The following is a 13,230-nucleotide window of genomic DNA, read 5'->3' on the forward strand; positions in this document are numbered from 1 at the left end:
TTGTCGTCGGGAGTGGATAATGAACTGTTGTTGCCAAAAGCGGGTATTTGAATCCGTAAACAGGGAATTGCCTCCTCTCGCCTTTGCCGGCTTTGGGAGCTGCCGCAAGATGCAGCGGCACCGTTCGGCATTGTCGGGAGTTTCGCGATGCTAGCCGAACCCGTCGCCAACACGTTTCGGACGAGTGCAGTCGATATCGCCCGGCGACTTCGGATGCAGCCCGGAGCGCAGGAATTCCCTTCGCCCGAGATCGAACTCTTCATGTTCGCCAATTTCCTCAGCGCCGATGAATGCGCGCGCCTGATCGACATCATGGAGGGCGGCTGGAGGCCATCGACGATCGCCGACGATCTGGGCATCGCCAATTTTCGCACCAGCGAAACCAGCCATATGGATGCCACCAATCCGCACGTCGCTGCGTTCGAAGACAAGATCATCATGCTGACCGGGCTCGATCCCATCCTCGGCGAACCGCTCCAGGGCCAAAGATATAATGTCGGCCAGGAGTTCAAGGCACATACCGATTATTTCGAGCCCAACGGGGCGGACTTCCAGCGCCTCTGCGCCAAGACCGGACAGCGCACCTGGACCTTGATGATCTATCTGAACGAGCCGGAAGCGGGCGGTGTCACCTATTTCACGAAGCTTGGCATGGGCGTGACACCGGTCACCGGAACCTTGCTCGCATGGAACAACCAGACGCGGCTCGGGAGGCCCAACGGGTCGACCATCCATCATGGCATGCCGGTCGAAAAGGGCTCGAAATATATCCTGACAAAATGGTTCCGGGAAAAGCCCTGGCCGTGGCGCGACGAGATTGCCGAGCGACTTGCCGCGGGCCGCCGCTTCGATGGGTCGCCATCGTCGCGAATCGCGGCCGATGCCGCCGCCGCTGCAATGGCGAAAGGCGCGGCGCCCGCCCGGGTCGACACGAAAGCGGGGCCCGTCCGCAACGCGACGGCTGCGGCGCGGGCACGGCCCGCGGCTCCGCCCCCCCGCATCACGACCGGGGCGGCCGCTGCGCAGCCTTCTGCCGAGACCGCCCTCCGGCGACGGGATTGGACATTTGCGGTGCAGCAGGCGCTGGCCGATCTGGCCAACCCGGCGCGCGACGTGCCGCGTCTTGAAAAGGTCGATGCCGCCAGTTTCCTGCAGCATTTCTATTCTGCCTCCCGCCCCGTCATTCTCCGCGGGGAGATGGAGGATTGGCCGGCGCTGAAGCTTTGGACTCCGGCCTATCTCAAAGCCAAGGTCGGTCCTGTCCCGGTGGAATATCAGGGCGGGCGCAGCGGGAATGCCGGTTATGAGCTGCAAAAGGACAAGCATAAGAACAAGCTCGCCTTCGACGACTTCATCGATCTGATCACGCTGAACCCGGGCAACGATGCCTATCTGACCGCGAACAATAGCGAGGCCAACGGGAATGCGTTCGCGGCCTTGGCCGACGATGTACGTCCGATTTCCAATTTCCTGCGCGGAAGCTTCGGCATGCCATGGATCGGCCCGATGGGGACGTTCACGCCGCTGCACTTCGACCTCACCAACAATCTGGTCGCGCAGGTCGTCGGATCGAAGTGGATCGTCCTGTTGCCACCGTCCGAAACAAGACTGCTTTACAATGAGCGGCACGTGTTCAGCGCCGTCCACGATGTGATGGATGAGGACATATTGGAAAAATTCCCGCTCGCACGCGATGCGGTCACCTATGAGCTGGAGCTTGAAGCGGGCGAATTGCTTTTCATCCCGATCGGCTGGTGGCACCAGGTGACCGCGCTCGATTTCAGCTTCACCTTCACCTTCACCGATTTTCACTGGAAGAACGATTTCGGCACAACCTTCCCGCGGGACTGATGGTTGGCTGCGAGACGTTCAGACCGGCTCCGCGGCGATATGCATCCGAGGTGTCGTTTCCTCGGACGTGACGACGCTTTGCGAGATTTGTTCGAGCAGTTCGAGCCAATCTCCGCCCGGCTTCGCACAGAATAAGGTCGTTCGTCGAAGCCGGTCGACTGGCAGGCCAAAGAGGCACATGTCGTCACATGTCCAGACGATGGTGCAGCGATCCACCGACCTGTGCCGAAGCACAGCGCCGACGATCTCGAAGGGCGTCAGGCCGTTTGCGGCAATCGGGGTGCCGCCGATCTCCGCGCCGTGCGGCCAGGCGATCGCATGGCGGGCTTCCCGATCCAGGCCGAGGATCACCTTGTCGATATTTTCGCTCCCGGTCAGCACCAGGTCCACGGGGATGCGATCCGGTTCTCTGCCGAGTATCGCGGTGCCGATCGCCACCCGGTCAAGGCCGGCGGCCGACAGGACCTGCAGCCCGGGCGTGGCATTGACCTCGATGAAGCCGCCGCCGATTTCCGCAGGATCGCGGCTGATATCTTCGCTCATATAATCGATACCGGCAACGCGAAGCCCTATCGTGGCGGCAAGCTGCTCCGCCCAGCAGCGGATTTTCGGGTGAACCTGCGCCGTCACGTCCGTCACCGAGCCGCCCGCCGAACGATTGGCGGCGGAACGGAGCACGAGGACGGTTCCATTGGGAAGGACCGCATCAAGGCTGAGGTCAAGGCTCTGCAAACGGAAAAGCAAATCCTGGTCGAACATTATCGGGCTGAGAAAGCCGGTTTCCTCCATTGGTCCTAGCCGCTTGCGGTTCAGGCGTTGGACGAGCTGTCTGACGCTGCTGCGCCCGTCGCCGGTTACGGTCGCCGGATCAAGCCGCGCCGCTGCGAACAGGCGGCCTTCTATGACCATCAATCGATGATCGCTTCCGGGCTCACAGCCTTCGATCATCAATTTCCTGGGCGGGTTGCCGCGCGCGAACGACACTGCGGCATGCAGCTCCGTCATGCTGCATATGTTCGTCGTCACGCCGTCGCCCCAGGAGCTGTCGACAGGTTTCACGACGCAGGGCCAGCCTATGTGGGGGATGGCCTTTGCAGGATCTTCGTCCGGCGCAAGGGACTGCCAGCGGGGCGTCGGCAAGCCCAATTCATGGAGCACGTGCTTCGCGTTCAACTTGTACTTGGCGATGTTGAAGGCGACGAGTCCGTCATCGTTGCAGGCAGCCCCCGAGAAGATCCTGCCCCGGCTGCCCCATCCGAACTGCCAGGTCCTCTTGCTCCTGCCGAGAGAGAGATAGGGCAGGTCGTTCGCCCGGGCAGCATCGATCAGATAGGCGCTCATCGGGTTAGGCTGGCTTGACGAGCACAATCGGCGCAGGATGGATAGCTGTTGCCCGACGGGATCGTCGCCCAGTCTTCGCTTCCCGATTATCGCGGCCACTGCCATCATGGTGGCCTTGAGTGCCGGTCCCGCCGGTGCACCGAGCAGCAATTCGATCCAGCTGTCGGCCGAGCCATCCCGATGCGGCCGAACGCCCCATGAGGTGCCGATTCCCAATTCTCGGTTGAGCAACGCCGCCGCGGCCGCTGCGGCCAATGACGCTGCCTTGTGGCTGCCGGTGGCACGGGGCGGGAGGGCCATGGGTTCCAATTGAACGTGAAACTGCGCCTCGATCAGCTTCCTGAGCTTCTGGATCGGCAGCGGCGATTGGCAGGCGCGGATCTGGAACGACATGATCGGACAGCGGGCGAGCGGGTTCAAACCCAGATAGATGTCGATCTTCTCGACCAGGAGACGGTCTTCCGGTGCGACTTCCAGGACCGCCTCGCGCACGTCAGACAGGAATTGCTGACCCGCTTCCACCGCTCAAGCCCTGCCGGCGGCGCGCCAGACCTGCCGGGACGGGCGACATGTTGTGCGCAGATTCGAAGGACCCGGGGTCACATATCACCCCACATCCTCATGAGCGTGCTGATGCCCTTGTCGACGAGCAGGTTGAGCTCGCCCTTCTGCATGTTCGCGTGAACCAGGCTGAGCTCGTATATGAGATTGCGCTGCTCCTCGTTTCTGAGCCGGCTTTCGATCCAGCCGACGCAGACATGACGCTCCCCCGATCGCACCGGCATGACTTGATGGATGACCCCGGTTGAATAGATGAAGATCGATCCTGCCGGCAGCTTGATCGACACCGGGCCGTCGAGCCGTTCGAGGACGAGTTCACCCCCCTCGTAACTTTCCGGTTCGCTGAGGAAGATGGTGAAGGAAAGGTCGCGGCGGATCATTTCGCCGTCGGCGTTGCGCTGCGTCCAGCCGTCGACATGGCGACCATAATGTTCATCGGGGCCGTAGCGTGAAAATCCCATCCGCGCCCATTTCGAAGGCCAGGCATAGATCTTGAACTGGAAGTTCGCCATCAGCGCTTCGCGCACCAATCGCTGCAGGTCCAATATCGCCTCGTCCTCGCGGGCTTGGTGATGATTCTTCTCGTCGACGAACCGCCAGCTCGTGTCGAGCTTGCCGTGATGATAATTGGCGGCCACAAGTCGCGCGCGGATTTCCTGGACTTCGTTCGGCTCGATTATTCCCACTATGGGCAACATGTCGGTTCCCCAGTCAATTAGGCGCTAGAAGCGGTACGGCACGCGGACGCTCAACAGCATGTCGGGGGCGTCCTGCGTCATCCCGATCCCGACATTGGTGATGATTGCAAGCCGCTCCGTCAGCGCGAAATTCGCGCCAAGATTCACGATGCCGACATTCGCCTGGCTGCCGACGACGATCTGTTTCACGCAGCTCGCGCAGTCGCGATAGAGAGCGGTTCGCTCGACGATCCGCTGTGTGAACGACATGCTCAGGCTCGACCGGTCGTTGAGCGCGAATGCAACGCCCGCGCCGAACTGGAGCGCATTGCCGATCTTGACCGATCCGGGCTGGTTGAAGTCCGCTTCGTCCAAATCCGCAAAATGCCGCTTGAAGTTGTAGAAATAGGTGACGCTGCCGAATATGACCATCGGGTCGATCGTCTTGAGGACAGACACGCCCGCCGAGGCGCCCCAGACACCGCTTCCGGTGGACAGGCGTTCCGGCACTTTCAGGTTCTCAAGTGTGCCCGGCACTTCGACCAATTCGACACCCCAGGGATGCCTTCCCGTGGGCGCCTTCACCCGCGCGTTGAGGACGATATCCGGACGCCTGACTGTTTCGCGCATGAGCCGATAGCTGGCCCCGAAGTTGATATCCCCGAACCCTTTGCCCTTGACGTCCACTTCCTCATTGCCGCTCGCGTCGCCGCCGGCGCCCCCCGATTGAAAGTTGGAGTGGCGAAAGAGAATGGGCGCATTGACGTCGAACTGCAGGCGATCGGTGATCCCGTAGCGGACGGTCGCATCGTAGACGAAGACATCGGACGTGATCTGGTCCAGGCTGATCGTGCCCAGGAAGATCGAATCGAGCGCGAGAAACCCGCTGAGGTTGAGCTGCGCATTGTCGAAATGCGTGTAAGTGAGGCCGAACTCCAGCGACAGGCGCCGATTGAAGATTCCCTGCTCCTGTTCCGCGACGAGTTCAACAGACTGAGCGGGGGCGGGGGTCTTTCGATCCGGTTCTTCTTCCGTCCCCGATTCCGCCTGGACCGATGGCGACGAGGCTTGTCCCGTATTCTGGGCGACGATCGCGACGGTGCCGTCGCTCATCGTCTGGGTGGTGAAGGCTCCCGTCGCGCCGCGGCCCCGTATCCGGGATTCCTCGGAGTCGCTGAGCGCCTCGTAACCCAGCATGCCCGCGCGAGATTCAATCGATTGAAGGCGGCGTTCCAGGTCTTCGATGCGTTTTTGGGATTCGGCCTCGCGTATCAGAACTTCGTCAAGCTGCCGGCGCAACTCGATTTCATTGTCTTGTGCGTTTGCCGGTTCGGCCATCGTCAATGTCGATAAACACGCGGTCGCCAAAGCGAGACTGGAGTACTTACGCATGCAAAACCTCCCCCTGTTTACACTAACTCGATCCAGACCTTCCTAAGCTAAAGACTCAACATCATCAGCTTATCATACTACGGATTAAGCAGAACCCAAAGCGTTGCCGTATCGGGGAGACCTGTCGGATCTAATTTTGCCAGAGTCTGGAACTGTGCAAGGGCAGTTCGGAATTCAGGGTTGAACTCGCCATTTGCTTCGCCGCGATAGAGACCCTTGCGCGCGAGGGTGGATTGGGCGCGCTTCAGGATGGTCGCATAGATCACCGCCTTCTCGCCGACCTCCCCCACCTCTATCAGCTTGGAAAAGGTAGCCAGGCGAACCGGAGCCATGGCGATCACGAGGCGCTGCGCCGCCATGGCCAGATTATCCTTGGGATTTTTCCCGCAATGACTGTTGACGATCAGCGCGATCGCGGCAGTGCTATGCCAGGGCGTAAGATCGAACGTATTCGGTTCGTAGCGATTGGCGGCCGTTAGATAACCTTCGAGGAAGCCGACATATCGATGATAGGCTTCGTCCTTTCGTTCGCTCGCCTTCGTGTATGTCGTACAGGTGACCCGGCCGCTATCCTCCACGGCGAATTGCCCTTCCTTCGTCCCCGCGCTGGCGGCGGAGGCGAGGAAAAGCAAAGCGAGGCACAGGAACAAGATGAGTCCTCCGGTGTAAGTTCTTGCCAGCATTACCAATTTCCTTTCCCACACGCTCAGAAGCCATTGCCCTTCATGGCAGACAGCGCGCTTTGAACCTGCGCCCGGTCCGCATGCTGCAGTTCGCTCATGCCCACCGTGATCGCCATGCCGTTGGTGATTGAGTTGAAGCTGCTGTTCAGCAGCACATGCTGCGCCGCCTGGTTCAGCTCGCTGCCGACGCTCTGCCGGACGAAGTCCCCGTCGGTTTCATTCATCGAGAGCGCGATTTGGCCGGGCTCGAGAATGAATTTCACCACATCGCCATCCGAAAAATTCTCGGTCTTGCTGGACGAAACCTGGGTCAGCCCAGCCGCGTTCGGCTTGGAAATCTGATCTGCGGGGCCAAATTCGATGGTCATCGCATTGCGGACCGTATTGTCGGTGCCGTTGATGATCTGGGTCTGGACAACGCCGTCGACGCTGTTCAGCCCGGCCGGGACCACTGTATCGACCCCATTCGGCGTGCTGACGTCCATCGCGGAATCTCCGCACTCCTCGCAGGCGCGAGACCATCCGACATAGAGTTTGGGCGTGGCGGTCCCCAGCGAATCCGATGCGAAACTGAGGTCGAAAACCAAGGTGGCAACGGTGGTTACGCCGTCGCTGCTCTGCCAGCTCGTCTGGAGCGTGAGGCCGAAATAGGAAATGCCGTCCGGAGCGATATATTTGCCGCGCATCTCCGACAATTCGGAATCGTCGAGCTTTCGGCCAGCCACTTCCAGCCCCGTCGCCGGCACGTTGGCGCATAGGAAAGTCGAAGCCGCGAACAAGGTTCCGGCGCGCAGCAGCAGGCGAGACCTTCTCGAGCGCCTTCCGAAGAGGCTGGTGGCCGGTCGTTTCTGGCTGCTCATGGCTCGATCCGTTCAAAAAACGAAGTTGAATGCAGGCCCGAGGCCGAAATCATAGACTTCGGCATTGGGGACGGGCGAACGCTGCTCGAAAAGGCGGCGGGCCGATAAGGGCGGCGGCGGATTGCGCAATACTGTGTTCGGGTCATAACCTTCGCCCACGATGACGAAGACGACGCCATTCCACGCCTTCTGGAAATCACGCCGGGTCATGATGCGGTTGCCCAGCGCGGGATCGCCGACATGGACATAGTCGCCGTTGACTTTGCGCAGCACGACGAAATGTTTGTATCCCTTGATGTTGAGGAGCGCGATGCCGGGCACTTTCATGTCGGCGAGCGCTTCGTAGGGGACGGCATAACCTTCCCCCTGCATGCCGATGGCATTCGTGTAATTCTTCATGTCGAGGAGCGAGAAGCCCTTTTCCCGGACGATGTCGGGATCCGCGATCTTCAGCATATTGACCAGGATTTGGGGTTCGGTCGTCTTGCGCCCATAGGCATAATTGAAGATCGTCGCCAGCGCAGCGGCGCCGCAGCTGAAATCGGTCTGCTGGGGCACCAGATTGGTGAACTTCATCGCCTTCCAGCTTTGGACCGGCCTGCTGATCGACTGATCGCCTTGCGCGACTTGGCCCATCCAGATGTTGGCCTGTTTGGTCGGCGCCGTCGTGCATGCCGAGACGATGATGGCCAGGGGCAGCGCGACGCTCGTGCGCAGCAACCCGAACCGCTTCAAGCCCATTCCGTTTCCCAACATACCGATCTCTCCCAGAAAATGAGGGAAGCCGTGTGAACGGCTCCCCTCAGAGTTTCGATCAGGTATTTTCTGGGGTCGGTACCGGCGTCGGCTCCGGCGTCGGGCCGGGCGTGGGACCTGGGGTCACAGTGCCGCCCATCGAGGCTGCGATCACCAGAGCGTTCAGCTGCTGGTTGCCGACGCCTGCTGCGGCGTTGACGCCAACATTGCCGGCATTCCCAGCGATGGTGATATCGCTGAGGTAGTTGCGCGAGTTCATCGACACGACATTGTTGCCCAGCGATGCCTGGATGACGCCCGCATTGGCTTCGGCGAGCGCTGCATTGGTGGCAACTGCGACGACGAGAGCGTTCTTCTGTTGGTTGAACGCGCCAGCCGCAAGGTTGAGACCGGCATTGCCCGCGCCGTTGGTGACGTCGATCGTGCCGCCGATGTTCCGGTCACGATAGTCGTTTGCAACGGCTTCGTCTTCGAAGGTGTCGTCGTCCGGCCCATAATAGAGGCCACCGGCCCCTTGAGCGACCGTCAGCGAGGCTTCCGCCCAGCCCGACGCGCCATCGGCATCGTCAAAGTCGGAGCTTGCCAGCGCGGCGACATTTTCCTGCTGGTTGAAGTAACCGGCGGCCATGTTGATGCCGAGATTGCCTTCATTGCCTTCGACGATGATGTCGCTGGTGTCGTTGATGACGCTGGCGAAATAGCCGATGTCAGCGGGTTCAACAGCAAGCGTGCCATCGGGATCGTCGACCAGGCCGTCACCGGGATTGTCCGGGTTGTTGGTCTCGTCGATGTCATCAGCCACGGGCGTTTCCTCGCGGAATTCCACGCTCAGATCGCCGAGCAATTGCTTGTCATCGACAATCGCGACGGCGGAGCTGTCGACGGCGATGTCACCGCTGAAGGTGGCGTCGCCTTCCAGGCTCACATTCTTTTCGTAATGGGCATGGGTGTTGATGCTGGTCTTGAGTTCATTTTCATAAGTCAGACTGGCATCGAGGGAACCCGTGATTGATTGCGCCTGGGCTCCGCCCGCAAGAGTGGCCACGGCCACGCCCGCCATAAGGATATGCTTTCTCATCTTCTTACTCCCTATTCGAGCCTTGCGGCTCATTGATCCGTGCCTTCCAAGCTGGTCAGCGCGAATATGTTGGCAGAGGAGTTCCTCTCGCCCCCGACGAGGCTGACCTGAACAAGTCCGCTGCTCCCCGCGAACGCGCCGGAAGAAATTCCAGCGACGACTTCGGGTGCGGTGGTCTGTCCGGACATGCCCGGCGGACTATTGGAAGCGCGGGTCTGACTGAGCATCGCGTCAGTCACGACCTGCCCTTCGATTCCAATTGCTATGATTGCGAGATTGGCTTGCTGATGGCCGGAGCCGGCGGCCACATTGACGGCGATCATGCCGGTCGACCTGGCGAATGCGTCGCCGCCGATAGTGGCCGACTTGTAGGCCGAGGGTTGCGGAATGGAGGCGTCGGTGAGTTGGGTGACGGAGCCGATCGCCACCGCATTGGTGCCGATCGCGATCACCCCGACATTGGTCTGCTGGTTCAAATTCCCGGCTGCTGCGTTTACGGCGGTGCGCCCGGCCGATCCACCTGCTCCAACGATCGCCACCACATCTTCCGATTCGTTGACGATCGGCGGAGCAGGCGGATCTTCCGCCCGGGCGATTCCGGCGAACGCCGCGAAAAGGCTCAGCGACAGGAAGGTGCCTGTTGCGCGCATCAATCGCCTCTTCCACTTGCAAGAGGTTGCAGCGCCCGCCCGATCGCACCTGTGGCGGCGCCGATCGAATTGGTGATGGTGCTGCCGAGGCCGACGCCGCCGAACGAACCCGCGGCGATCTGGCCAGGGCTGCTGTCGAATTGCGAATTGAGCGCGGCATCGGAATCCCCAAGGGCGATGCCGAGCGCACCGCGCTGGACCTCGACGCCGGAGGAGACTCCGGCCGTCTCATCATCGCTGAGGATCGAAACCAAACCCTGGGTTGCCCCGAAGATAAGGTCGACAGGTGCGGTATTCACGGCATTCACGGTGCCCGGCTGGCCGGGGTCGAATGCAGGACGTTGCGGCACGTCGCGGCTGATGGTGATGGATCCCGGCGGAGCGACGGAGCCGGGTGGAGGATATTGCGCGAATGCAGGGGTGGCGCCCGTCAGGGCAACGCCTGCGATGAGGAGTGTCCGGGTCCGCGCCGCTCCTCGCCGTCCCCGGCGAAAGACATGACGGGGCGGATGTAGAATCGATGATTCCACAGCAACTCTCCTAAAAATTAATGACGCACCCAAGTCGCGGCACCGGGCATTCAGCAACAAAGCATGAATGCCGGCCGAGAAATGTTAACTGCTCGTTAACGACTCCATCTACACGGAGTCTCAAGCGAGTCGCATCATTGGAATTGGTGAGTTATACATTTTTACTCACAGCGGCTCTCACAGAGGGAAGTTACTTCAATTCGTAACTAATCTGTCTTCTGATTGACCGATGTTCATAAAAATTGGTGATATCGTCGGGCTGACTTTTCCACATTCCGCAGGGAGCAGGATTCGCGGTCAATGCGTCCGATAGGGGGCCAGCTGGCGCCACAGTTCGTCGCGCGAGGAGACGCCTAGTTTTTCATAGGCGTGGGCAATGTGGGTTCTTACCGTATTGATCGACAGATTGAGGTCGGTGGCAATGCCATCGGCGCCGATCCCGCTCAGCAGCATCTGCACGATCCGGTGCTCGGCCGACGTCAGGTTGAAGATGGACCTGACATCCGCCCATTGCGGCCGGAAGTCCTGCCCGGTGCCGTGGAAGGTCACGCCTATCACGGGCATACCGGAGACAATCTTCAGCAGCGCCGACCGCATCACCAGATGGCCGCCATTTCGCCTGGCGGGGAGGCAATAGGTGTTCGTCGTTCCTTCCGGGACATCGAGCAGTTTTTCCAGATTCTTGAGCTCGGAGGGATCCACGGTTTCCAGCCTTCTGCGCCGCTGCCGCAGATTTTCCTCTCGGGCGAGCTCGTTCTGGCCCTCTTTGTCGCAGCACAAGAGTACGCGCTCCGTAGTAACGAGAAGATGGGCATTGCCATCGATCAGGTTCCAGCAATCGAGCCAGAGGTCGGGTGGGATACCCGACCAGTCGCCTGATTGCGGCGGCGCATCCGCTTCCTGGAAGCCGTCATAGTCGTTCCACTGCGAATCGAGCGCACTCGATCCCGCGAGCAGCCGTGAAAGCACCTTGCTCATGGCAATCTCCCCAGAGAGACACGCCTCTCAAGCGGCCTTGCTTAACTTATGTAATAAACCCTGTTCGTGTGCCCATAAATTATTATGAGTTTAATATGAAATCCGGGACCGAGTCCATCGACTTAATAGGGCCCTTGCGTTGCCAAGACGAAATATCATTAATATTGATGACCTTTCTATGACCTTGTCAACGACTGCCGATAATAGACTATCGCACTCTTGAGCCAGGGGGGAGTGAAGTTTCACCCTTCGTGGAAAAGGGTCATTTCTACTCGGTCAATCAGCATCTTTAGAGGGTGAATGCATAGTCGAGAGATTTGTCATGAAAGCAATGTGTTGGAACGAGGTGTTGCTACGATATATCCGATTCGGATCTATCGGTTTTCGTTGCGTCCGACTCGCGATGTAGGTCTCGAATTGATCAATATCCGCCTTCAAGTCCTTGGACTCAGGAAGATATGGCCCTGAACCGGAAGGCGCGCAATTTGAGGGCCTCTGCATGGGTCTGCTGGCAAATACGAAAAGCCATTCGGCAAGCCGAGAGGTGGCTGCGACGGTTCGCCGAACTCGGTCGCCGGTGACGCGTTGATGGCGGCGTCAACCATGGCGAGGAGTATTTTGTCATGAAGAGTATCATCCGGAAAGGCATTGCCGGATTGGCATTGGCGGCGAGCGTAGTGACGGTTGCGAGCCCAGCCGAGGCTCGTCGCTGGCGGGACCATCGCGGCGACAATGATGCTGCGCTTGCGATCGGGGCCGGCATACTGGGTCTCGGCATCGGTGTGGCGCTGGCTTCGGACGGCTATCGCTATCGCGGCCGCTATCATGATTATTATGACCGTCCCTATTCGGGACGATATTATCATGGCCGCCGTTATTACGGGCCGCGCTATCGAGGGCGCTCTTATTATGGCCGCCCCTATTATCGCGGCTATTACAGGCCGGACTGCTACACCCGCCGGGTCTACGACCCCTATATCGGGCGAAGGGTGAAGGTCCGCTATTGCCGCTAAGGTGTCGGCTCTCGGCGAGTGTTTCAGTCGTCTTCACCAGGACGCGGCGTCGATGGCCTCCGCCTTCGCAAGTGCCGGGGGATCGTCGACATCGATCCATCGAAGTCCGGTGCAATCGACGATTTCGGCCTTGTCGCCGGGTATCAACGCGCGGACGCCATCGGTGATCGAAGGGGCGGCCAGGCCGGACAACGCATCGAAGAAGGCCGGGCCGACGGCGAAGATGCCGACATCATAGGCGTCATATCGCTCCATCTCCTTGCCGAGCGCCGCAATCCTGTTACCCTCCGTCAGGACACGGGTGACGTCGAGCGGATCGACCAGATCGCTGTCGAGGCGCCGGTCCGTTCCGAGTCGCAGCCCCGGGCCGGCACCCGCATCCCGCAGGCGGCGATAGATTTCAGGTTCGACCAGATGGTCGCCCATTGCCAGCAGGGCGGGCGCTCCGGCCAGAGCCTCCGCAGCAGCCAGGGCCGAAATGCCATTGGGAAGGTGCCAGTCCGTATTGGCGACGATACGTATTTCGATCGGCCAGCTTGCGGAGGCGACATGCCGCTCGACCAGATCGCCGCGATAGCCGGTCACGACGAGCACGCGCGAGAGGCCCGCGCGGTGCAGGCGGTGGATAGCGTGGGCGAGCAGGCTCGTGCCGCCCACCGGGCATAAGGGCTTGGAGATCTGGTGGGAGCGCAGCCGCGAGCCTTCGCCCGCGGCAAGGAGGATGGCCGTGTCGATCGCGCCTGGCATGGTCGAACCGATCACTCGCGGATGAACATTTCCAGGGCGTCATGGGCTTCGTCGTCGGTCATCTGCCTTGGCGGATGTTTGCAGAAATAGGCGGCGGCGGGGTGGATCGGACC

13 protein-coding genes are annotated in these 13,230 nt (G+C 60.5%); 2 read left to right on the forward strand and 11 right to left on the reverse strand.

Going from position 1 to position 13,230, the window contains the following annotated elements; all coding sequences use genetic code 11:
* Positions 1-147: 147 nt before the first annotated feature.
* Positions 148-1,851, forward strand: coding sequence for a cupin-like domain-containing protein (locus RQX22_RS08485; protein WP_315725503.1), 1,704 nt, complete (start codon positions 148-150; stop codon positions 1,849-1,851).
* 18 nt (positions 1,852-1,869) lie between these two features.
* Here RQX22_RS08485 and RQX22_RS08490 read toward each other — a convergent pair whose 3' ends face one another.
* From RQX22_RS08490 to RQX22_RS08535, 10 genes are all read right to left on the reverse strand, one after another.
* On the reverse strand, positions 1,870-3,714 hold the full coding sequence (locus RQX22_RS08490) for a hypothetical protein (RefSeq protein ID WP_315725505.1): 1,845 nt from the start codon (positions 3,712-3,714) through the stop codon (positions 1,870-1,872).
* A 77-nt stretch (positions 3,715-3,791) separates the two neighbouring features.
* Complete coding sequence (locus RQX22_RS08495; protein ID WP_315725506.1) at positions 3,792-4,451, reverse strand: Fe2+-dependent dioxygenase; 660 nt, start codon at positions 4,449-4,451, stop codon at positions 3,792-3,794.
* 24 nt (positions 4,452-4,475) lie between these two features.
* The gene (locus RQX22_RS08500; RefSeq protein ID WP_315725507.1) at positions 4,476-5,822 is read right to left on the reverse strand and encodes a hypothetical protein; all 1,347 of its coding nucleotides are present in this window, start codon (positions 5,820-5,822) and stop codon (positions 4,476-4,478) included.
* Between the two features lie 77 nt (positions 5,823-5,899).
* Entirely contained in the window at positions 5,900-6,505 is a 606-nt protein-coding gene (locus RQX22_RS08505; RefSeq protein WP_315725509.1) for a peptidoglycan-binding domain-containing protein, read from the reverse strand.
* Between the two features lie 23 nt (positions 6,506-6,528).
* Positions 6,529-7,365, reverse strand: a complete 837-nt coding sequence (locus RQX22_RS08510; protein WP_315725510.1) for a hypothetical protein — start codon at positions 7,363-7,365, stop codon at positions 6,529-6,531.
* A 12-nt stretch (positions 7,366-7,377) separates the two neighbouring features.
* Positions 7,378-8,106 (reverse strand): C39 family peptidase, encoded by a 729-nt coding sequence (locus RQX22_RS08515; RefSeq protein ID WP_315725512.1) that lies wholly within the window; start codon positions 8,104-8,106, stop codon positions 7,378-7,380.
* A gap of 73 nt (positions 8,107-8,179) precedes the next feature.
* The gene (locus RQX22_RS08520) at positions 8,180-9,199 is read right to left on the reverse strand and encodes a hypothetical protein (protein WP_315725514.1); all 1,020 of its coding nucleotides are present in this window, start codon (positions 9,197-9,199) and stop codon (positions 8,180-8,182) included.
* A 29-nt stretch (positions 9,200-9,228) separates the two neighbouring features.
* Positions 9,229-9,852 carry a hypothetical protein gene (locus RQX22_RS08525; protein WP_315725516.1) on the reverse strand — a complete coding sequence of 208 codons (624 nt, stop codon included), beginning with the start codon at positions 9,850-9,852 and terminating at the stop codon, positions 9,229-9,231.
* Positions 9,849-10,379: a hypothetical protein gene (locus tag RQX22_RS08530; protein ID WP_315725518.1), complete on the reverse strand. Its 531-nt coding sequence runs from the start codon at positions 10,377-10,379 to the stop codon at positions 9,849-9,851. Before RQX22_RS08530 ends, RQX22_RS08525 begins: the two co-directional genes overlap by 4 nt.
* A 297-nt stretch (positions 10,380-10,676) precedes the next feature.
* Positions 10,677-11,357 carry a helix-turn-helix transcriptional regulator gene (locus tag RQX22_RS08535; protein WP_315725520.1) on the reverse strand — a complete coding sequence of 227 codons (681 nt, stop codon included), beginning with the start codon at positions 11,355-11,357 and terminating at the stop codon, positions 10,677-10,679.
* Positions 11,358-11,980: 623 nt separating this feature from the next.
* Between RQX22_RS08535 and RQX22_RS08540 the strand changes: the two genes are divergently transcribed.
* Positions 11,981-12,370, forward strand: coding sequence for a hypothetical protein (locus RQX22_RS08540; RefSeq protein ID WP_315725522.1), 390 nt, complete (start codon positions 11,981-11,983; stop codon positions 12,368-12,370).
* A gap of 33 nt (positions 12,371-12,403) precedes the next feature.
* On the opposite strand, the gene RQX22_RS08545 is transcribed toward RQX22_RS08540, so the two are convergent.
* Positions 12,404-13,132, reverse strand: a complete 729-nt coding sequence (locus RQX22_RS08545; RefSeq protein WP_315725524.1) for a phosphocholine cytidylyltransferase family protein — start codon at positions 13,130-13,132, stop codon at positions 12,404-12,406.
* Between the last annotated feature and the right edge of the window lie 98 nt (positions 13,133-13,230).

This window comes from Sphingosinicella rhizophila, from assembly GCF_032378825.1.
Taxonomy (GTDB): domain Bacteria; phylum Pseudomonadota; class Alphaproteobacteria; order Sphingomonadales; family Sphingomonadaceae; genus Allosphingosinicella; species Allosphingosinicella rhizophila.

Bases quoted from the DNA above. Each gene is read 5' to 3' on its own strand.
- RQX22_RS08485 (WP_315725503.1), top strand. From the start codon at position 148: ATGCTAGCCGAACCCGTCGCCAACACGTTTCGGACGAGTGCAGTCGAT.
- RQX22_RS08495 (WP_315725506.1), bottom strand. From the start codon at position 4,451: ATGTTGCCCATAGTGGGAATAATCGAGCCGAACGAAGTCCAGGAAATC.
- RQX22_RS08500 (WP_315725507.1), bottom strand. From the start codon at position 5,822: ATGCGTAAGTACTCCAGTCTCGCTTTGGCGACCGCGTGTTTATCGACA.
- RQX22_RS08505 (WP_315725509.1), bottom strand. From the start codon at position 6,505: ATGCTGGCAAGAACTTACACCGGAGGACTCATCTTGTTCCTGTGCCTC.
- RQX22_RS08510 (WP_315725510.1), bottom strand. From the start codon at position 7,365: ATGAGCAGCCAGAAACGACCGGCCACCAGCCTCTTCGGAAGGCGCTCG.
- RQX22_RS08515 (WP_315725512.1), bottom strand. From the start codon at position 8,106: ATGGGCTTGAAGCGGTTCGGGTTGCTGCGCACGAGCGTCGCGCTGCCC.
- RQX22_RS08520 (WP_315725514.1), bottom strand. From the start codon at position 9,199: ATGAGAAAGCATATCCTTATGGCGGGCGTGGCCGTGGCCACTCTTGCG.
- RQX22_RS08535 (WP_315725520.1), bottom strand. From the start codon at position 11,357: ATGAGCAAGGTGCTTTCACGGCTGCTCGCGGGATCGAGTGCGCTCGAT.
- RQX22_RS08540 (WP_315725522.1), top strand. From the start codon at position 11,981: ATGAAGAGTATCATCCGGAAAGGCATTGCCGGATTGGCATTGGCGGCG.